The organism is Pseudophaeobacter sp. 1A16562 (assembly GCF_041008785.1).
Taxonomy (GTDB): Bacteria; Pseudomonadota; Alphaproteobacteria; order Rhodobacterales; family Rhodobacteraceae; genus Phycobacter; species Phycobacter gallaeciensis_A.
In genome coordinates this window covers 113,151-131,552 of the sequence record NZ_JAXGFT010000001.1, presented here as the reverse complement: position 1 = coordinate 131,552, position 18,402 = coordinate 113,151, and the positions used below count along the sequence as shown (strand labels likewise).

The following is an 18,402-nucleotide window of genomic DNA, read 5'->3' as shown; positions in this document are numbered from 1 at the left end:
GGAGTCGGGGGCTTGATTCTGAAATCTACTGCGCGAGGCAGCCGGTCAGAGCCATCGGGAGTGCCTTGTTCAGCCGAACGTCCAGTTGGACATATAGGCCATCAGCGCATTGGCCAGTCCCATTGCACCATCTTCCATTGCAGAGGAAATCAGCACAGTCAGACCAATGATTGCTGCGGTCAGAACGACCCAGTCGACAGTCACTGCACCCTCGTCTCGGGCTAGAAAAGACCAGATCTTTTTCATGATGTCCCGCTCCCGCTTAGCGTCTGGGAAAAAGGCCGCGCCCTTGTGGCAAAGGCGCGGCCCAAAACTGTTCCGTAATATTGTCCTAAGACTAATTACTGGCCTGCGGTGCCAACGGTGGTGCCTTTATCGGTCAGGAAGGTGCTGGTTGCGGTGGTCAGGTTGCCCGAACCGGTTTCGATTGCCGTGTAGACAGCGCCTGCCAGGGCGGCAACGGCTGCGGTCAGAACAACCCAGTCAACGGTCACGGCGCCAGAGTCGTCTTTACGGAAGTTTTTGATGAACTTGATCATGGTTATGTCCCTCCAAAGGATCACTGAATTTGCACTATCCCGCCGTCCGTTGTGTGGGTCTGTCTCTCTCTCTCACCGACCCTGTCCGGCTTGGATGAATACATATAGCCGGGTGAGCGTGGCAGCATTTGGGCCGAAAACCGGAAAGGCAGTCAAAATTTAATGATTTTTAAAGAAATTTAGCAAAGCTCTGAAATTAAAGAATTTAAGTCTTTATGAGGTGTAAACCTGCGTGGCTTTTGCGCGGCAGGCCCCTGTAAATATGGCGAATATGCCAGATTCTGAACCTGTGGACTGGATTCGGGTAGGGATTTCACCGAGTCTTGAGACCCAAAAGCTGAGCGCTTCACAGGATTTTGAATAGTCCCATGACCATTCGTCGTTTTCGTGCCGCCGTTGCGGTGTGGTTTTCCCTTTGGCTTGCCTTTCCCGTAAGCGCGGAACAGGCGCCTAAACCTTTTCCCGACTTCGAGGCAAAGCGGGTCAAGCCGCCGCAACCCGGGGCAGGGCCGCGCATCACCGTGCAAATCGAACCAAATGCAGAGGCGCCCCCAGCGCAAGCGGTGGCGACCGGCGAAGCTGACGGAGAGATCCAGCCGGGGCGCTATGAGTGGTTCTGGGAGCAGGTTGCGCCGGAACTGGGGGCGACAACCGGCGCTGCACGTCTGGAGCTTGCCATCGCCGCGCTTTCCTCACCCGGGGGCACAGGTGGCGTTGCTGCGCCGCGGCTGCAGCTGCTGCAGGACATCGTTGCAGCGCAAGGCACGCCGATCCTTTTGTCCAGTGTGGGCACACGGGTCTCTCCGGCGCTGGCTCTGGCGGTGATCGCGGTCGAAAGCGAGGGGCGGGTAGATGCGCAAAGCTCGGCCGGGGCGCAGGGGCTGATGCAGTTGATGCCGGACACCGCCAACCGGTTTGGGGTTACCGATGCCTTCGAGGCGCCGCAGAATATTGCGGGGGGCGTCAAATACCTCGATTGGCTGATGCAGGAATTTGAAAACGACGCGGTTCTGGCCCTGGCCGGATATAACGCGGGCGAGGGCGCGGTGCGCAGCCATCAGGGCGTGCCGCCCTTTCCGGAAACGCGGGATTACGTGCCAAAGGTGCTGGCGGCCTATCAGGTAGCCCGCAGCCTGTGCATGACGCCGCCCGAGTTGATCACCGACGGCTGCGTTTTCCGCCGGTTTGAATGACCGGTTGAACAACCGGGCAGGTGTCAGGTTGAGGGGATCTGCAGATCAATCAGCCCGCGCGCGGCCTCTTTGGCGTCCGCAGCGGGGTCTCCGGCCAGCCCGCCGCCGCGCGCCAGCACTGCCGAGACGATTGCGCCTTCTTTCAGCAGCAGGAGCTGACGGGCCAGCAGCCGGGGATCATTGGCGTCGGCGGCCTCTGCGATTTCGGAAAAATGGTCCTGCAGGATCTGCTTGTGCGCGGCCGACTGGGCGTGGATCGGGTGGTTGATCTCCTGGAACTCGGCGCTTGCCTTGATGAACATGCAGCCACGAAACTCGGGCTTGGTGAACCATTCCGAAAGCGCGTCGAACAACGCCAGCATCTGTCCTTTCGGCGTGTCGCTCAGCTCTTCGATGCGGCGATAAAGCCAGTGGCGGAAGTTTTCATCCCGAAGGCGCAGCACCGCGAGGATCAGATCCTCCTTGGTGCGGAAGTGTTTGTACATCGATGTCTTCGACACACCGGTTTCGCTCACCAGCTTGTCCATGCCGGTGGCGTGAAACCCGTTCCGGTAAAATACATCAAGGGCCTTTCGGACCAGCTCGTCTCGCTTGTTTGGGCGCATGATTCGTCTCTTTGTGTACCGATCTGTACATAGTTTGCAGGTGCAGCGTTGGCAACTGCGACACATTAAAGTGAACAATTTCATAGGATTGAGACCGTGTTCACGAATTCGTTCAATGGACATCACAAAAAATGAATTGCAAAAGGGTACCGATCAGTACACTTTGAATTCAAGATTTACCGATCAGTACAGTTAAGCAAGCGCAGCAGTGGAGGCGCAGATGAAACGACTATTCAGCCCCATGCGATCCCCTTTGGCTCCCGTTGTTCTGACCGCAGGTATTGCCGTGGCGATGCTGGCGCCTCCACCGCCGGAAGCTACCGTTCTTTCCCTTCCGTCTGACCCCGCCAATGGCGTCATGGCGCCGAGCCGCGCTGCCGCTCTCGCAACCCTTTTTTCCGTTCATGTGGCTGCCCCGGTGGCTGCCCATGTGGCGAAGGCCAACACCCCGGCTTTCGCCTTGAAGGTGGCCGCCGACTGATTGGTGCCGCCCTCAATAAACCCCGGCCAAGCCTCCCCCTGGCCGGGGTTTCCTTACCTTCTCCTCCTCCGAACCAATTGAAGACCAAAGGACACGCCGAATGACCCGTCCCCCCTTGCCGCCTTTCGACGAAGCCAGCGCCAAAAAGAAGGTGCGCCTTGCCGAAGATGGCTGGAACACCCGCGATCCTCAGATCGTTGCGCCGGCCTATACCGATAACTGCCCCTGGCGGAACCGCGCCGAATTCGTCACTGGCCACGATGAAATTCGCGCCCTGCTGACCCGCAAGTGGTCGCGTGAGCTGGAATACCGCCTGATCAAGGAACTCTGGGCCTTTACCGACAACCGCATTGCCGCGCGGTTTGCCTATGAATGGCGCGATGATAGCGGCCAGTGGTACCGGGCCTATGGCAACGAAAATTGGGAATTCGCCGAAGACGGCCGCATGCAGCGCCGCATCGCCTCGATCAACGACAAGCCGATCAGCGAAGACGAGCGTCTGTTCCACTGGCCGCTGGGCCGTCGCCCCGATGATCACCCCGGTCTGTCTGACCTCGGTCTCTGATCTGCCCGTTCAGTCCTAAGAAAGCGAGAGCAACCATGCCCCGTGCCTTTGCAGAAATTGCCTTTACCGAATCCGTGCGTGAGCATCAGAAGCGGCAGGGGTCTGCCCGTGCCTATGGGCGCCTGCTGGAAACCCCGGAACGCTCCGGCGATCGGATCGGCGTCGCCGAAGCCGCCTTTATCGCCGAGCGCGACGGCTTCTATCAGGCAACCGTTTCGGAAACCGGCTGGCCCTACGTCCAGTTCCGGGGGGGGCCGCGCGGTTTCCTGAAAGTGGTGGACGAAAAGACCATCGCCTATGCCGATTTCAGCGGCAACAAGCAGTATATCTCGCTTGGCAACCTGACCGACAACGCCCGTCTCGCGATGATCCTGATGGATTACCCGAACCGGCGGCGGCTGAAGATCTGGGGCACGGTTGAAATCATCGAAGGTGCAGAGGCCACGGATGGCCTGTTCCCGACCGGCGCGCGCGCTGCGCCTGAGCGGGCCATCCTGATCCATCTGGAAGCCTTTGACTGGAATTGCCCCAGCCACATCCCCGAGCGTCTGACGCTGGAGGAGCTGGAGCCCCACCTGGCCCCCCTGCGCAGCCAGCTGGCCCAGCTCAAAGCGGAGAATGAAAGACTGAAAGCAGGCCAGAAGGTCTGAAGGCAGCCATTCCGTTTCTGCTGGCTGCAGTACGTTCTGTTACGAGGTAAATTGATATGACATTCGACCCGATGAACATGCTGAATTCAGCCCTTGTTACGGCGGCGCTGACGCTCTCTCCTGCGGTGGCGCCGTCGGCTCAGGCATCCACGATGCCCGAGACCGCCTTTTCCTCGCAAATGATCGAGGGCCTCACGATTGCCTATCGTGAGGCAGGTGATCCCAGGAACCCGACGGTTTTGCTGCTGCATGGGTTCCCCAGTTCTTCCTATATGTTCCGTGACCTGATCCCGGTGCTGGCGCAGGAGTATCATGTGATCGCGCCGGATTATCCCGGGTTTGGAGCCTCGGACATGCCGCTTGCTGCCGACTATGACTACAGCTTTGCCAATACGGCGGATCTGGTGACGCAGCTTCTGGACCAGAAGGGCGTGAAGAATTACGCGGTCTATATGACCGATTATGGCGCGCCGGTTGGGTTTCGCATGTTCGCCGAGGATCCGGCGCGGGTCTCGGGTTTCATCATCCAGAACGCCAATGCCTATGAAGAGGGGCTAAGGGAATTCTGGGGGCCGATGCGCGCCTATTGGGCCGATCCCAGCCCGGAGAACGGCGATGCGCTGCGCGGCTTTCTGACCCTTGATGCCACCAAATGGCAGTTCACCCATGGGGCAGAGAACCCCGCCAGCGTCAGCCCGGACCATTTCTGGCACGCCCAGTATCTGCTGGACCGCCCGGGCAACCAGGAGGTGCAGCTGGAAATGTTCCTCGATTATGGCTCGAACCTGAGCGAGTACCCCAAGTGGCAGGCACTGTTTCGCGAACACCAGCCCCCCGCGCTGTTGGTCTGGGGCGCCAATGATCAGATCTGCCCCGAGGAAGGGGCGCACCCCTATAAACGCGATCTCACGGATCTGGAGTTTCACTTGCTGAACACCGGCCATTTCGCCTTGCAGGAAAAGGGTCCTGAAATCGCCGGGAAGATGCTGAGCTTTCTCGATCGTATCAACAACTGACAGGGTGGGGGCCGGGATGATATCCGCCCCCGCCTGTTTACTGCCGTAATGCCTTTGCCATCGACATTACCGAGGGCGAGGACATGGGCGCTACATCGCTGCTGCAGGCCGTCATCTCCTGTGGGCACAGCGCAAGTATGTACGCCTCTGGCACGGCGCGGGTGATCTGAGGTCCTGCACCCGCTTCGGCCAAAAAGAAGGCCCGCCTAACGTATCAGGCGGGCCTTTTTTGTTTTTGATGTCGCTAAGCAATCAGTTGACGATGGTCGCCTCGGTTGCGGCGCGCAGTTCTTCTTCGGTGACGCCTTCGGCCAACTCAACGATCTTCAGGCCACCTTCGACCACGTCCAGAACGCCCAGACCGGTGATGATGCGGTCCACGACGCCCTTGCCGGTCAGCGGCAGGGTGCAGGCCTTCAGAACCTTGCTGTCGCCGTGCTTGTTGGTGTGGTCCATGACCACGACCACGCGGCCAACGCCTGCGACCAGATCCATCGCGCCGCCCATGCCTTTGACCAGCTTGCCGGGGATCATCCAGTTGGCCAGATCGCCGTTTTCGGCCACTTCCATCGCGCCCAGGATTGCCATGGCGATCTTGCCGCCACGGATCATCGCAAAGGATTGTGCCGAATCGAAGAACGCGGTTTGCGGCAGTTCGGTGATAGTTTGCTTGCCGGCGTTGATCAGGTCGGGATCCTCGTCACCCTCATAGGGGAAGGGGCCCATGCCCAGCATGCCGTTCTCGGATTGCAGCGTCACCTCGACGCCTTCGGGGATGTAGTTCGACACCAGCGTCGGGATACCGATGCCGAGGTTCACATACCAGCCGTCCTGCAGCTCCTGTGCCGCGCGTGCGGCCATCTGATTGCGATCCCAAGCCATTATGCGGTCTCCTTCTGACGAACGGTGCGCTGTTCGATGCGCTTTTCGTGCTCGCCCTGGATGATGCGGTGCACATAAATACCGGGCAGGTGGATGTGATCAGGGTCAAGGCTGCCAGTGGGCACGATTTCCTCGACCTCGACAACGCAGACCTTGCCGCAGGTGGCGGCGGGCACGTTGAAGTTACGCGCGGTCTTGCGGAACACCAGGTTGCCGGTTTCGTCTGCTTTCCAGGCTTTCACGATGGCGAGATCGGCAAAGATGCCCTCTTCCATGATGTAGTCCTGCATGGCGCCATCCGGTCCGGTCGGGAACTGCTTTTCGAACTTGCCTTCGGCAATGACGGTGCCCACGCCGGTCTTGGTGAAGAAGCCGGGGATGCCCGCGCCGCCTGCGCGCATGCGCTCGGCCAGGGTGCCCTGAGGGTTGAATTCCAGCTCCAGCTCTCCGGACAGGTACTGGCGCATGAATTCGGCGTTCTCACCCACGTAGGAGGAGATCATCTTTTTCACCTGCTTGGTCTGCAGCAGGATGCCGATGCCAAAATCATCAACGCCCGCGTTGTTGGAGGCGAAGGTCAGATCCTTGGTGCCGGCGTCTTTGATCGCGTCCAGCAGAAGCTCTGGAATACCGCAGAGGCCAAAGCCCCCGGCGGCGATGAACATGCCGTCATGAAGCAGCCCGTCAAGCGCTTCGGCGGCGTTGGAGTAGACTTTTTTCACGGAGTTCTCCCTAAACTGCCTATTGGAGAGGGTTCTGCGCCTCGGCGTCGGCAGAGTCAATAATACGGAGAAAAACGCGTATTTCTACGGAGTCAGGTTCCCATGACCGACGCCGTGACCACCGGTGCCGCGTGGCATGGCCGTGCCAGGACCTACTGTCAATGATGCTCAGCGACACGGGTTTCCGGAAAGGGGAATGTTAAGAGTTGTTGGGCTAATGTTGGAATAGTTGAATATGTTGCGTGTAGGAGCCCTGTATTGGCTCAGAAAACAATCGAAGTTATCAATCTGGGCGCCATGGCCGATCTGGATCCTGACGAACAGGATGCGGTGGCCGAGAATGCGGCGGCGCTGGTCGGCATGACCTTCGGCTCTGCTGGATCTCCCTTGTATCAGCAGTTGGACTATCTCACCCTCGATGATCCAAGCGGTGACGGTGCGGTTTCCAGCAATGATTACGGCTGGTCTCCCGAAGATGTGATCTTTGATGGCATCGCGTCGGGGCTCGACAGTGTCATCGATTACCAAGTCGATCTCGTCTTCAATGACGGCTCCACAGCCGCAGCCGAGATTCTGTTGCTGCAGGATATGTCCGGGCGCACCTTTCTGGCGCCCTTCCTGGTGGGGTCGGCCAAAAACGATGTGCTGAATGATGGCGGCATTCGCTCGATGACGTTCACCGGCATCGTTAATGACGCGGGCACCCATGCCTATGTCGACCGCGAAGCCGACGCTTTTGTTGTCTGCTTCCTTGAAGGAACGCGGATACGCGCAGCGGCCGGGGAGGTCCCGGTGGAGCGCCTGTCGGTCGGCGATCTCGTGGAAACGCTGGATCATGGGTTTCAACCCCTGATCTGGCTGGGGCAGGAAACCGTGTCAGCGGGGCGGCGGACCTCCCCGATCCGGCTTCGGGAAAAAGCGCTGGGTGCGGGGTTTCCGGAACGCGATCTCTATCTGTCGCCGCAGCACCGGGTTTTGTTCGACTCGCCCATTGCAGGCCGGATGTTTGGAACGGATCAGGTCTTTGTCCCGGCAACGAAGATGATCGATCTGCCGGGCGTCACCCAGCCGGTGGTACAAGCGAGGCATCACTACTGGCACCTGATGCTCAAACGGCACGAAATCCTCTTCGCTGAAGGCGCACCGGTGGAAAGCTTTTTGCCGGGCCCCATCGCACTGGCAGGCCTGTCGCCGGAAAACCGCGCCAGCCTGCGAAAACGCCTGCCGTTTCTGATGCAGGGACAGCCCGCGCCAAGTGCCGCCAGACCCTGCATTTCCGGCGCTGCGGCTGCGAACCTCGTCCGGCGTCACCGGCGTAACAAACGGCCGCCTTTGGCGAACCCAGCCGCTTGGGAGGCTTCGCCAGGCATGCTGTGGGATCGCGCCTAGGCGCTGAACCTAGAATGCCGCCCGGTTTCTGGCCGGGCAGGGTGGTCATGTGTGGCGATGGTCGAGCCTAGCTGTCGCCTGCGTCTTTGGCTGCGGTCTTCTTGCTGGCTGTCTTTTTCGCCGCAGGTTTCTTGGCGGTGGTTTTCTTTGCAGCGGCCTTCTTGGGCGCGGCCTTTTTCGCCGGGGCTTTCTTCTTGGTCTTGCCCGCTTTGTCGGCGATCAGCTGCACCGCCATTTCCACGGTAACATCCTTGGGCTCTACGTCCTTGGGCAGGGTGGCGTTCACCTTCTCCCATTTGACGTAAGGCCCATAACGACCGTCCATGATGCTAATAGCGCCGCCGCTTTCGGGGTGTTCGCCCAGTTCTTTCAGCGGCTTGGCAGCAGCGCGGCGGCCACGGCCCGGGTTGGCGCGTTTCTCGGCCAGCATTTCCACCGCCCGGTTCATCCCGATTTCAAATACATCCAGCGTCTCTTTCAGGTTCACGTAAACCGGTTTTTCTTCATCCGGGCGCTGGTGCATGATGTAAGGACCGAACCGGCCAAGGTTCGAGGCGATCATGCCGCCATCGGGGTGTTCCCCAATCTGGCGCGGCAGGGTCAGTAGCGTTACGGCTTGCTCCAGAGTGATCTCGTTCGGGCCCCAGCCCGGCAGATAATCGCGGCCCTGTTTTGGCAGGGAGGAGCGTGGCGGCTTCTTGTTTTCCGGCGTGGCCTCGCCGCGCTGGACATAGGGGCCAAAGCGGCCGGATTTCAGGTGGATCTCGTCACCGTCATCCTCGCCCAGCACCCGCTCATAGCCTTCGGCGCCTTCGCCAGAGATCGGGCGGGTGTAGTTGCATTCCGGGTAGTTGCCGCAGCCAACAAAACCGCCGGTGCGCGAGGTTTTCAGGTGCAGCTGGCCCGCACCGCATTTGGGGCAGATGCGCGGGTCGGTGCCATCTTCGCGCGGCGGGTAGAGCTGCGGCGCCAGCGCATCGTCCAGCACATCCAGCACCTCGGAGATCCGCAGATCCGATGTCTCGGCAATCGCAGCGGAAAAGTCGCGCCAGAAATTGCTCAGGATGTCCTTGTAATCGGCCTCACCGGCGCTGACGTCATCCAGCTGTTCCTCCAGCGCTGCGGTGAAATCGTATTCCACGTAGCGTTTGAAGAAGTTCAGTAGGAATATGGTGACGATCCGGCCCTTGTCCTCGGGGAACAGGCGGTTCTTTTCCTTGCGGACGTATTCGCGGTCCTGGATCGTGGTGATCACGCTGGCATAGGTCGACGGACGGCCGATACCCAGTTCTTCCATCTTCTTGACCAGCGTCGCCTCGGTATAGCGCGGTGGCGGCTGGGTGTGGTGCTGCAGGCCCAGAACGGCGGCGTTCTCCGACAGGATCGCGGCGTCCTTGCCCGCTTTTTCTGCCTGCGCTGCCAGCGAGGAGGCAAAGTTGACGTTTTCGCCGTTCATGATTTGCGGCAGGCGCTTGTCGTCCTCGTCCACCACATCATCGCGCCCCTCTTCGTAGACGCGCATGAAACCGTCGAACAGCACCACTTGACCAGTGGCGCGCAGCACCACCTGACCGTCGCCTGATCCGATATCGACGGTGGTGCGCTCCATCCGGGCGCCTTCCATCTGGCAGGCAATCGTGCGCTTCCAGATCAGATCATAAAGCTTGCGCTGCTCTTCTTCGCTGACCTTCAGGCTTTTTGCATCGCGGCTCATATCCGTGGGGCGGATACATTCGTGCGCTTCCTGGGCGTTCTTGGCCTTGTTCTTGTAAATGCGCGGCGAGGACGGCACGTAGTCGGCGCCATAGCGGGTTTCGATCTCGGCGCGGGCGGCCTGAACCGCCTCGGGCGCCATGTCGATACCGTCGGTCCGCATATAGGTGATATAGCCTGCCTCATAAAGCCGCTGCGCCGCGTTCATACACTGGCGTGCACCCATGCCGAACTTGCGGCTGGCTTCCTGCTGCAGGGTGGAGGTCATGAAGGGCGCCGACGGGTTACGGGAGGCAGGCTTTGCCTCCACCGATTGCACCTTCAGGTCGCGGCTGGAAACTGCTTTGACCGCCAGGTCTGCGGCAGTGGAGTTGGCGAGGCTGTATTTATCCAGCTTGTCGCCGCCCAGGACCGTCAGGCGTGCTTCGAATTCCTGCCCGCGCGGGGTCGAAAGTTGCGCCTTCACCGACCAGTATTCGCGCGGATTGAAGGCTTCGATCTCCATCTCGCGCTCAACGATCAGACGCAGGCAGACCGATTGCACACGGCCTGCGGACCGTGCGCCGGGCAGTTTGCGCCACAGCACCGGCGACAGGTTGAAGCCCACGAGGTAATCCAGCGCGCGGCGGGCCAGATAGGCCTCGACCAGCGGCATATCCACCTGACGCGGGTTTTTCATCGCTTCGGCGACGGCTTCCTTGGTGATCGCGTTGAAGGTCACGCGGCTCACCGGTGTGTCCTTCTTGATCGAACGGCGCTTGGTCAGCGCTTCCTGCAGGTGCCAGCTGATCGCTTCTCCTTCGCGATCAGGGTCAGTCGCGAGAATCAGGGCGTTGTCTTCTTTCAGAGCGTCGGCGATGGCCTTGACGTGTTTTCGGCTGTCGTTTCCGACCTCCCATTTCATGTCAAACTCATGCTCGGTATCGACCGACCCATCCTTTGGCGGCAGGTCACGGACGTGTCCGTAAGACGCCAGCACAGTGTAGTCAGAGCCCAGGTATTTATTGATTGTTTTGGCCTTGGCCGGGGATTCGACGACAACAACTGGCATGTAAATTCAGGACCTCTTGAGGGGCGGATACTGCGCGTTCTATGGCGGGGCAACATGTGGCGCGCAAGGGGAGATTGTCAATCCGTGGGCTTTGGACGCATGCGTTGCGCTGCCTTTGCACCATGTTTTGCGCCATGTAGGGCAAGCTGTGAGGACCGGGTTGCCTGCCCGGATCGGCTGGCCCACGTCACCCCTCGTCCCTTCCGGGCGGGCGGGACAGCATGCCCCCGGGATGGCGGTCGACTGCGCCATCCAGTTCCAGTTCGGTCAGGACCGAGGACAGCTCCTTTGGCGCGACAGACAGGTCCTGCAGCAATTGATCCTCCGGCGTGGGAGAGGGGCCAAGACGAGCCAGAACCTGTTGATGCAGCGCGGCTGTTTCGCGCAGGCTTCGCCGTTCGGGAGGCGGCGTCGGCAGATCCGCGAGGCCTGCGTTGGCAGGTGGCGCGTCAGGCTGATCGGCAGGGCTTGAAAAAGGGGCAGACTGTTCCACCGGCGGCAGCGCGGCGATCACGTCTGCGGCATTGCGCACCAATTGCGCCCCGTCGCGGATCAGCATGTTGCAGCCCGAAGCGCGGGCATCGAAGGGATGGCCAGGAACCGCCAGCACCTCGCGGCCCAGATCCAATGCGTCGCGGGCGGTGATCAGGCTGCCGGATTTGGCTGCGGCCTCGACCACCACAACGGCCTGGGCCAGACCGGCAATGATTCTGTTGCGTTTCGGGAAATGGCGGGCCTGGGGCGCCAGGCCCATGGGTTGTTCGGACAGGATCAGACCCTGCTCACCGATACTCTTGCCCAAGCTCGTGTTCTCCGAGGGATAAATCACATCTGCGCCGCCTGCCATGACGGCAATGGTACCGGAGGGCAGGGCGGCAAGATGCGCGGCGGTGTCCACGCCGCGCGCCAGCCCGGAGACGACCACATATCCTGCGGCACCGAGATCATGCGCCAGTGCCCGCGCCATCCGCGTCCCGAGGGAGGAGGCATTGCGGGCCCCGACGATGGCAATCATGGGGCGTTGCAGCAAGGACAGGTCGCCAATGGCCCAAAGCGCGGGCGGTGCGTCTTTCAGGTGCGCAAGCGGAGCGGGATATTCAGGATCCGAAAAGCACAAAAGCCGCGCTTTGGCGGCTTTTGCGACATTTATTTCGGCGTCTACCGCATCGGAAGGGCATATTTCATACCCTTTGAACCCAGCGGAACGTGCCATTTTAGGCAACGCTTCCAGCGCATTCTGCGCTGAACCGTGTTCAGACATCAGCCGGTAAAATGTAGCCGGACCTACCCGTCTGGAGCGCAAAAGGCGAAGCCACGAACGCCGGAGATCTTCCGTGGTGGGTGGGAGTGGGGGGTGAGTGGAAGAATATGCTTCTTCAGTCATCCGTTGCTCCGCCTGTTTGCACAATTAGAATTAACCTTGACGGGTTAACAGGTGGTGAATGGCCCTTAATTTTCCGAAGATTTTCGAATTCTTTGAATAGCTATTTGTTTTTAAATGAAAAAAGTTGGCGCGATCGCGAATGGCGCCTTCTTCTCGGCGGCAAGACTGATTCAGTTTCTGATACAGTCACGCAAAAAAACGGACCGTTGGGTCCGTTTTGTGCTCAACCCCGAAGGGTTTGGTCGGGGAATCTTTACTTAGATTGCTGCCCCGCCAACGGTGAGTCCCCCCATTAGAACAGAGGGTTGGCCGACTCCGACGGGTACCCATTGGCCTGCTTTACCGCAATTGCCCATGCCGGGATCCAGTTCCATGTCGTTGCCGAGGGCGCGAATCTGCTGCAGCGCGGTGGCACCATCGCCGATCAGGGTTGCGCCCTTCACCGGTGCGCCGACCTTGCCGTTCTGCACGCGGTAGGCCTCGGTACAGGAAAACACGAACTTGCCGTTGGTGATGTCTACCTGGCCACCGCCGAATCCCACGGCCCAGATCCCGTCCTTGATTCCGGCTACCAGATCCGCCGGGTCGGCATCGCCGCCCATCATATAGGTGTTGGTCATCCGCGGCATCGGCGCGTGGGCATAGCTTTGCCTGCGTCCGTTGCCGGTGGCCTCAACCCCCATCAAGCGGGCGTTCTGGCGGTCCTGCATGAAGCCAACCAGAATGCCGTCTTCGATCAGGGTGGTTTTCTGGCTAGGGGTACCTTCATCGTCGACCGTAATCGAGCCGCGCCGATCCGGGATGGTGCCATCGTCAAGCACTGTGACTCCCGGGGAGGCGATCCGCTGCCCCATCAGCCCGGCAAAGGCCGAACTGCCCTTGCGGTTGAAATCGCCCTCAAGACCGTGACCGATGGCCTCGTGCAGGAGGATACCCGGCCAGCCCGGCCCAAGCACGACTTCCATCTCCCCGGCGGGTGCAGGCACTGCTTTAAGATTGACCAGCGCGATTCGCAGCGCTTCGCGGGCTTTGGCCTGCCAACTAACGGGATCAATCAACCCGTCCAGACCAACCCGACCACCGCCTCCGGCCGAGCCACTTTCGCGGCGGCCGTCCTGTTCCACGATCACCGAGACATTGAGCCGGGTCATCGGGCGCACGTCGCGCACCCGTACCCCGTCGGCGCGCAGGATCTCTACTTCCTGCAAGGAGGCCGCCAGCGTCGCCGAGACCTGAACCACCCGAGGATCCAGATCGCGGGCGAACGCGTCGATCTCGCGCAGGGTCTCGACCTTCACCGGGAAGGGCAGCGCGCTGATCGGATCGGTGTCGGCGTAAAGATGTCTGTTGGTGGCCGCAGGTGGTTCGGCATAGGTGCCGCCGCCATCGCCCACCGCAAGGCGCGCCGTTTCCGCGGCGCGGGTCAGAGCGCTGATCGACACGTCGGTGGAATGGGCGTAGCCCGCCACATCGCCATTGACCGCCCGCAAGCCAAAGCCTTCGGAGGCATCGTAACTGGCGCTGCGCAGCCGCCCGTCATCAAACACCAGCGCCTCCGATTTGCGCCGCTCGGCAAAAATCTCGCCATCGTCGGCCCCTTGAGTGGCGCTGCGCAGCACGCCAAGCGCCTCATCCTCGGGGAGGCTGGTCTCAAACGGGCGGTAGGCCGTGGTTTCCATGTCTCAAATCCTCTTCGCGACGGCGGTTTTTTTTGATCTAAATCAAGAAAGCGACGCTTTGCCGCTCGCCTGCCTCTTTATCTGCACGTTGGAATATGATTTTAAGCAGCGTCAAAGACAACGGGTTCGGTGCGTTTTATGGAATCAAGCTTTCCAGCGACGTTACCGGTAGCAGCTAATAACGCGATCAAACGATCAGGACACGATATGAAGAATGCTTTGATGCTTTCGGGCCTTTTCGCTGGCCTCTCAAGCCTTCCAGCCACAGCGCAAGAAGGTCTTGAATCCATTGGTAAGCCGACCAACGGCGGTCTGGGTTTCCAGCCGGCCGCAACTGAACTGGCGGAAGGCATTCACATGCTGGACGGGCTGATCCTGGTGATCATCACCGCCATCTGCGTTTTTGTGGCTGGTTTGCTGCTGTTCGCAATCGTTCGCTTCAACAAGCGCGCGAACCCCAACGCGGCGCAGTTCACCCACCACACTCCGATCGAAATCGCATGGACCGTGATCCCGATCCTGATCCTGGTTTTCATCGGCTCCTTCTCGCTGCCGGAACTGTTCCGCCAGCAGGAAATTCCCGAAGCCGACGTCACCATCAAAGTAACCGGCTACCAGTGGTACTGGGGCTATGAATACGTCGACCACGAGTTTGGCTATGAGAGTTTCCTCCTCGCCAAGGACGAACTGGCCGATTACGGCTATGCCGAGGACGAGTACCTGCTAGCAACAGACACCGCTGTTGTTGTCCCGGTTGGCAAGACCATCGTGATGCAGGTGACCGGCGCCGACGTGATCCACTCCTGGGCGATGCCTGCCTTCGGCGTGAAGCAGGACGCGGTTCCCGGCCGTCTGGCTGAACTGTGGTTCAAGCCCACCAAAGAAGGCATCTACTTCGGTCAGTGCTCTGAACTCTGCGGCAAGGACCACGCCTATATGCCGATCACTGTAAAAGTGGTCAGCCAGGAAGCCTATGACGCATGGCTGGATGGCGCGATCGAGGAATATGCGGGTCTGCCGCAGTCCTATCAGGTTGCCTCCAACTGATTAAAGCAGGGGCCGGAACGTCCGGCCCCGAACATGGGCGCGCCGCGATGGTAGCGCCCATAGCACCATCTTAAATGCAACGAGGATGCGCCCGCGCGGCCATCCTTCAGTGGCCGAAGAGACTGACATGAGCGACGCAAGCATCAATGCCAGCACCATCAGCGAAGACGAGCCCAGCTTTGGCGATTATTTCGCCCTGCTGAAGCCGCGCGTGATGTCACTGGTCGTGTTTACGGCCCTCGTCGGCCTGCTGGCTGCTCCGGTTGGTGTGCATCCTGTCATCGGATTTGCCGCGATTCTGTTCATTGCCATCGGTGGTGGCGCCTCTGGCGCGCTCAACATGTGGTGGGATGCGGATATCGATCAGGTGATGAAACGGACCAAGTCGCGCCCAATTCCCGCAGGCAAGGTCGACAAGGGCGAGGCGCTGAGCCTTGGCCTGGCGCTTTCGGGCCTTTCCTGCATCATGCTGGGACTGGCGACGAACCTGTTTGCCGGTGCGTTTCTGGCCTTCACCATCTTCTTTTACGTCGTCATCTACACCATGTGGCTGAAGCGGGCGACGCCGCAGAACATCGTCATCGGCGGTGCCGCCGGGGCCTTCCCGCCGGTGATCGGCTGGATCGCCGCCACCGGCACCATGTCGGTTGAGCCCTGGCTGATGTTCGCGCTGACCTTCATGTGGACGCCGCCGCACTTCTGGGCGCTGGCGCTGTTCATGCGCTCGGATTACGATGATGCGGGCGTTCCGATGCTGACCGTGACCCGCGGTCGCCGCGCCACCCGCGTTCATATCCTCGTCTACACCATCCTGCTGGCGATTCTGGCTGTGGGCACCGGGTACTCGGGCATCGGTGGTCCGGTCTATCTGGCCGTGGCCGTGGTACTGAACGCGCTGTTCCTGCACGGCGCCTGGAAGATCTTCCGCCGCGATGAGGACGACAGCGAGGCCGACAATTTCAAGGCTGAGCGCAGTTTCTTCAAGCTGTCGCTGCTCTACCTCTTTTTGCACTTCGGCGCGATTCTCGCCGAAGCCCTGTTGAAACCCTATGGTCTGGGAGGCTGGTAATATGGCTTTGCGCAAGGAACATGAACTGCACAAACGGCGCCTCGGGCGCAACATGGGCGTTGGCCTGCTGCTGGGCGCCTTTGTGGTGCTGGTGCTGGCTCTGACCATGGTCAAGGTCACCTCGAACGGCTTCAAATTCCCGCAGACCCAATCACAGGCGGGGCAGGGCTGATGGCGATCAAAGGACCTCAGAAAACGGTTCTGCAACTGGTCGGCGTGGTCGCGCTGATGGGCGGGCTGTCCTGGGCATCGGTGCCCTTCTATGACTGGTTCTGCCGGGTCACCGGATTTGGCGGCGTCACCGGGGTGGCCGAGCAAGGCGCGGATACTGTGCTGGATCAGACCATCACGGTGCGCTTTGACGGTTCCAAGGAACGCGACATGCCCTGGGAGTTCAAACCGGTGCAGCGCGAGATGGAGCTGAAGATCGGCGAGACCGGTCTGGCCTTCTACGAAGCATACAATCCAACCGACCACCCCGTCGCGGGGCAGGCAGCGTATAACGTGACGCCTTATTCGGCCGGTGGCTACTTTGAGAAAATCGCCTGTTTCTGCTTCACAGAGCAGGTGCTGCAACCGGGGGAGCGGGTGCAGATGCCCGTGACCTTCTTTGTGGATCCGGAAATCGTCAACGACCGGGACGCAAAATACGTGCATACGATCACGCTTTCGTACACGTTCTATGAAATCGATCTGCCCGAGGGCTATGCCGCTCTCGACACCGGTGATAAAGCCGGGGCAGGCATAACCACGAACTAGGCCGCTAGGTGAGGGACACTTAAATGGCGCATGCTAAAAATCACGACTTTCATATTCTGCCGCCGTCGATCTGGCCGTTTCTGGGCTCCGTAGGCGGGTTTGCAATGCTGTTCGGCGCAGTGCTGTGGATGCATGGCATCACGGCATGGCTGTTCTGGGGCGGCCTGGCGATGGTGCTCTATGTCATGTTCGCCTGGTGGTCCGAAGTGGTGGCCGAAAGCCGTCAGGGCGATCACACCCCGGTGGTCCGCATCGGCCTGCGTTATGGCTTCATCCTCTTCGTGATGTCCGAGGTGATGTTCTTCTTCGCCTGGTTCTGGTCGTTCTTCAAACACGCCATCTACCCGATGGAAACCTATGTCGGCACCTCCTATGTGCAGCCCGACATCTATCCGGTCGATGCCTTCCACCTGCCGCTGATCAACACCCTGGTCCTGCTGCTGTCCGGCTGTGCCGTGACCTGGGCGCACCACGCACTGGTGCACAACAACGACCGCAAGGCGCTGGTTCAGGGCCTGTCCATCGGTATCGTTCTGGGCCTCTTCTTCACCTTCCTTCAGGGCTATGAATACGCGCACCTGCTGCACGAAGGCTGGGAATTCGGCGCTGATGAGTTCTACTCGAACTTCTTCATGGCCACCGGTTTCCACGGTTTCCACGTGATCATCGGCACTATCTTCCTGACGGTTTGCCTTATCCGTGCGCTGAAAGGTGACTTCACCCCCGAGCAGCACGTCGGTTTCGAGGCCGCTGCCTGGTACTGGCACTTCGTTGACGTTGTCTGGCTGTTCCTCTTCGTAGCGGTCTACGTCTGGGGCACCGCAGGTCTGGCGCACTAAGCCGACCCGGGCGACACCGGAAATTGTAGCGGGTACAGGTTTGTGGTTCCAAAATCCGCAGACAGCCCGTAAGAAACGCAGCGCGCGGGGGCTTCCTCCGCGCGCTTTTCCATTGGCGATGAGGACGCGATGCGGCGGTTTATCTTTCTATCCCTTGTTGGCGGGCTGGGCCTATTGGCGCTGTTATCGCTTGGGATTTGGCAGATGCAGCGCCTGGCATGGAAGGAAGACATCCTGGCCACCATCGAAGCGCGCATTGCGGATGCCCCCGGCCCCTTGCCCGAGGTGCTGGAGCCGGAGCGTGACAAATACTTGCCTGTGCGTCTTGAGGGCGAGATCCTGCCGGGTGAATTGCACGTTCTGACCTCGATCCAGGGCACCGGCGCGGGCTATCGCGTTATCGCGCCTTTCGTGACCGACGGCGGTCGTCGCCTGCTGCTGGACCGTGGCTTCATCATCGCCAGCCGCAAGGATGAGACCCGCACCACCGGCCGGGCGACCGTGATCGGCAACCTGCACTGGCCGGTCGAGGTGGACGGGTTCACACCGGAGCCGGACACGGAAAAGAACATCTGGTATGCCCGCGACGTTGCGCCGATGGCGGCAGAGCTGGACACCGAACCGGCGATGGTGATCCTGCGCGAGCTGCGCTCGGACGTAGTGGATCCCGGCGCGACCCTGCCGCAGCCCGTCACCATATCGGGCATTGCCAATGACCACTTGCAATATGCACTCACCTGGTTTTCGCTGGCCTTTATCTGGGCCGCGATGACCGCCTATTTCCTGTGGCGCAACCGCGCCAAATCCGAAGGCTGAAGC

The 18,402-nt window shown here is 60.4% G+C and carries 20 protein-coding genes; 12 read left to right on the top strand and 8 right to left on the bottom strand.

Translation table 11 applies throughout. The features are described 5' to 3' along the window. Window positions 1-69: 69 nt before the first annotated feature. Together SM764_RS00615 and SM764_RS00610 are read right to left on the bottom strand one after the other, a co-directional pair. A complete protein-coding gene (locus tag SM764_RS00615; protein ID WP_274837647.1) occupies window positions 70-246 on the bottom strand; it encodes a hypothetical protein in 177 nt (58 codons plus the stop codon). 95 nt (window positions 247-341) lie between these two features. Continuing rightward, window positions 342-539, bottom strand: a complete 198-nt coding sequence (locus tag SM764_RS00610) for a hypothetical protein (RefSeq protein WP_368947176.1) — start codon at window positions 537-539, stop codon at window positions 342-344. Window positions 540-907: 368 nt separating this feature from the next. Here SM764_RS00610 and SM764_RS00605 point away from each other — a divergent pair, with 368 nt between their 5' ends. Next, on the top strand, window positions 908-1,732 hold the full coding sequence (locus SM764_RS00605) for a lytic transglycosylase domain-containing protein (RefSeq protein ID WP_369000752.1): 825 nt from the start codon (window positions 908-910) through the stop codon (window positions 1,730-1,732). A gap of 23 nt (window positions 1,733-1,755) precedes the next feature. On the opposite strand, the gene SM764_RS00600 is transcribed toward SM764_RS00605, so the two are convergent. Next, window positions 1,756-2,337, bottom strand: a complete 582-nt coding sequence (locus SM764_RS00600; RefSeq protein WP_065272695.1) for a TetR/AcrR family transcriptional regulator — start codon at window positions 2,335-2,337, stop codon at window positions 1,756-1,758. A gap of 220 nt (window positions 2,338-2,557) precedes the next feature. Between SM764_RS00600 and SM764_RS00595 the strand changes: the two genes are divergently transcribed. From SM764_RS00595 to SM764_RS00580, 4 genes are all read left to right on the top strand, one after another. Beyond that, on the top strand, window positions 2,558-2,818 hold the full coding sequence (locus SM764_RS00595; RefSeq protein WP_369000751.1) for a hypothetical protein: 261 nt from the start codon (window positions 2,558-2,560) through the stop codon (window positions 2,816-2,818). 100 nt (window positions 2,819-2,918) lie between these two features. Continuing rightward, window positions 2,919-3,383, top strand: coding sequence for a nuclear transport factor 2 family protein (locus tag SM764_RS00590; RefSeq protein WP_369000750.1), 465 nt, complete (start codon window positions 2,919-2,921; stop codon window positions 3,381-3,383). 35 nt (window positions 3,384-3,418) lie between these two features. Further along, window positions 3,419-4,033 carry a pyridoxamine 5'-phosphate oxidase family protein gene (locus tag SM764_RS00585; protein WP_065272697.1) on the top strand — a complete coding sequence of 205 codons (615 nt, stop codon included), beginning with the start codon at window positions 3,419-3,421 and terminating at the stop codon, window positions 4,031-4,033. Window positions 4,034-4,089: 56 nt separating this feature from the next. Then, on the top strand, window positions 4,090-5,049 hold the full coding sequence (locus SM764_RS00580) for an alpha/beta fold hydrolase (RefSeq protein WP_274867046.1): 960 nt from the start codon (window positions 4,090-4,092) through the stop codon (window positions 5,047-5,049). A 252-nt stretch (window positions 5,050-5,301) separates the two neighbouring features. Here SM764_RS00580 and SM764_RS00575 read toward each other — a convergent pair whose 3' ends face one another. Next, window positions 5,302-5,931 (bottom strand): 3-oxoacid CoA-transferase subunit B, encoded by a 630-nt coding sequence (locus tag SM764_RS00575; RefSeq protein ID WP_065272698.1) that lies wholly within the window; start codon window positions 5,929-5,931, stop codon window positions 5,302-5,304. Beyond that, window positions 5,931-6,653 (bottom strand): CoA transferase subunit A, encoded by a 723-nt coding sequence (locus SM764_RS00570; RefSeq protein ID WP_065272699.1) that lies wholly within the window; start codon window positions 6,651-6,653, stop codon window positions 5,931-5,933. The genes SM764_RS00575 and SM764_RS00570 overlap by 1 nt, the downstream gene beginning before the upstream one ends. Window positions 6,654-6,911: 258 nt before the next feature. Between SM764_RS00570 and SM764_RS00565 the strand changes: the two genes are divergently transcribed. Then, window positions 6,912-8,042: a Hint domain-containing protein gene (locus tag SM764_RS00565; RefSeq protein ID WP_274831294.1), complete on the top strand. Its 1,131-nt coding sequence runs from the start codon at window positions 6,912-6,914 to the stop codon at window positions 8,040-8,042. A 67-nt stretch (window positions 8,043-8,109) separates the two neighbouring features. Here SM764_RS00565 and topA read toward each other — a convergent pair whose 3' ends face one another. From topA to tldD, 3 genes are all read right to left on the bottom strand, one after another. Beyond that, entirely contained in the window at window positions 8,110-10,806 is a 2,697-nt protein-coding gene (gene topA / locus SM764_RS00560) for a type I DNA topoisomerase (RefSeq protein ID WP_369000749.1), read from the bottom strand. A gap of 187 nt (window positions 10,807-10,993) precedes the next feature. Further along, a complete protein-coding gene (gene dprA / locus SM764_RS00555; protein ID WP_369000748.1) occupies window positions 10,994-12,190 on the bottom strand; it encodes a DNA-processing protein DprA in 1,197 nt (398 codons plus the stop codon). A gap of 257 nt (window positions 12,191-12,447) precedes the next feature. Continuing rightward, window positions 12,448-13,869: a metalloprotease TldD gene (gene tldD, locus SM764_RS00550; protein ID WP_065272703.1), complete on the bottom strand. Its 1,422-nt coding sequence runs from the start codon at window positions 13,867-13,869 to the stop codon at window positions 12,448-12,450. A 207-nt stretch (window positions 13,870-14,076) separates the two neighbouring features. Here tldD and coxB point away from each other — a divergent pair, with 207 nt between their 5' ends. From coxB to SM764_RS00520, 6 genes are all read left to right on the top strand, one after another. After that, window positions 14,077-14,916 carry a cytochrome c oxidase subunit II gene (gene coxB, locus SM764_RS00545; RefSeq protein WP_065272704.1) on the top strand — a complete coding sequence of 280 codons (840 nt, stop codon included), beginning with the start codon at window positions 14,077-14,079 and terminating at the stop codon, window positions 14,914-14,916. Between the two features lie 127 nt (window positions 14,917-15,043). After that, window positions 15,044-15,985, top strand: coding sequence for a heme o synthase (cyoE, locus tag SM764_RS00540; RefSeq protein WP_369000747.1), 942 nt, complete (start codon window positions 15,044-15,046; stop codon window positions 15,983-15,985). Between the two features lies 1 nt (window position 15,986). After that, window positions 15,987-16,157, top strand: coding sequence for a cytochrome c oxidase system small membrane protein (locus tag SM764_RS00535; protein ID WP_065272705.1), 171 nt, complete (start codon window positions 15,987-15,989; stop codon window positions 16,155-16,157). After that, window positions 16,157-16,744, top strand: coding sequence for a cytochrome c oxidase assembly protein (locus SM764_RS00530; protein WP_065272706.1), 588 nt, complete (start codon window positions 16,157-16,159; stop codon window positions 16,742-16,744). The genes SM764_RS00535 and SM764_RS00530 overlap by 1 nt, the downstream gene beginning before the upstream one ends. 23 nt (window positions 16,745-16,767) lie before the next feature. Next, window positions 16,768-17,583 carry a cytochrome c oxidase subunit 3 gene (locus SM764_RS00525; RefSeq protein ID WP_065272707.1) on the top strand — a complete coding sequence of 272 codons (816 nt, stop codon included), beginning with the start codon at window positions 16,768-16,770 and terminating at the stop codon, window positions 17,581-17,583. A gap of 129 nt (window positions 17,584-17,712) precedes the next feature. Continuing rightward, window positions 17,713-18,399 (top strand): SURF1 family protein, encoded by a 687-nt coding sequence (locus tag SM764_RS00520; RefSeq protein WP_369000746.1) that lies wholly within the window; start codon window positions 17,713-17,715, stop codon window positions 18,397-18,399. Window positions 18,400-18,402: the final 3 nt, after the last annotated feature.

Coding starts and splice junctions, on each gene's coding strand:
- SM764_RS00585 (WP_065272697.1), top strand. CDS start 3,419: ATGCCCCGTGCCTTTGCAGAAATTGCCTTTACCGAATCCGTGCGTGAG.
- coxB (WP_065272704.1), top strand. CDS start 14,077: ATGAAGAATGCTTTGATGCTTTCGGGCCTTTTCGCTGGCCTCTCAAGC.
- SM764_RS00615 (WP_274837647.1), bottom strand. CDS start 246: ATGAAAAAGATCTGGTCTTTTCTAGCCCGAGACGAGGGTGCAGTGACT.
- tldD (WP_065272703.1), bottom strand. CDS start 13,869: ATGGAAACCACGGCCTACCGCCCGTTTGAGACCAGCCTCCCCGAGGAT.
- SM764_RS00580 (WP_274867046.1), top strand. CDS start 4,090: ATGACATTCGACCCGATGAACATGCTGAATTCAGCCCTTGTTACGGCG.
- SM764_RS00610 (WP_368947176.1), bottom strand. CDS start 539: ATGATCAAGTTCATCAAAAACTTCCGTAAAGACGACTCTGGCGCCGTG.
- SM764_RS00600 (WP_065272695.1), bottom strand. CDS start 2,337: ATGCGCCCAAACAAGCGAGACGAGCTGGTCCGAAAGGCCCTTGATGTA.
- SM764_RS00520 (WP_369000746.1), top strand. CDS start 17,713: ATGCGGCGGTTTATCTTTCTATCCCTTGTTGGCGGGCTGGGCCTATTG.
- cyoE (WP_369000747.1), top strand. CDS start 15,044: ATGAGCGACGCAAGCATCAATGCCAGCACCATCAGCGAAGACGAGCCC.
- dprA (WP_369000748.1), bottom strand. CDS start 12,190: ATGACTGAAGAAGCATATTCTTCCACTCACCCCCCACTCCCACCCACC.
- SM764_RS00595 (WP_369000751.1), top strand. CDS start 2,558: ATGAAACGACTATTCAGCCCCATGCGATCCCCTTTGGCTCCCGTTGTT.
- topA (WP_369000749.1), bottom strand. CDS start 10,806: ATGCCAGTTGTTGTCGTCGAATCCCCGGCCAAGGCCAAAACAATCAAT.
- SM764_RS00530 (WP_065272706.1), top strand. CDS start 16,157: ATGGCGATCAAAGGACCTCAGAAAACGGTTCTGCAACTGGTCGGCGTG.
- SM764_RS00535 (WP_065272705.1), top strand. CDS start 15,987: ATGGCTTTGCGCAAGGAACATGAACTGCACAAACGGCGCCTCGGGCGC.
- SM764_RS00605 (WP_369000752.1), top strand. CDS start 908: ATGACCATTCGTCGTTTTCGTGCCGCCGTTGCGGTGTGGTTTTCCCTT.
- SM764_RS00590 (WP_369000750.1), top strand. CDS start 2,919: ATGACCCGTCCCCCCTTGCCGCCTTTCGACGAAGCCAGCGCCAAAAAG.
- SM764_RS00575 (WP_065272698.1), bottom strand. CDS start 5,931: ATGGCTTGGGATCGCAATCAGATGGCCGCACGCGCGGCACAGGAGCTG.
- SM764_RS00525 (WP_065272707.1), top strand. CDS start 16,768: ATGGCGCATGCTAAAAATCACGACTTTCATATTCTGCCGCCGTCGATC.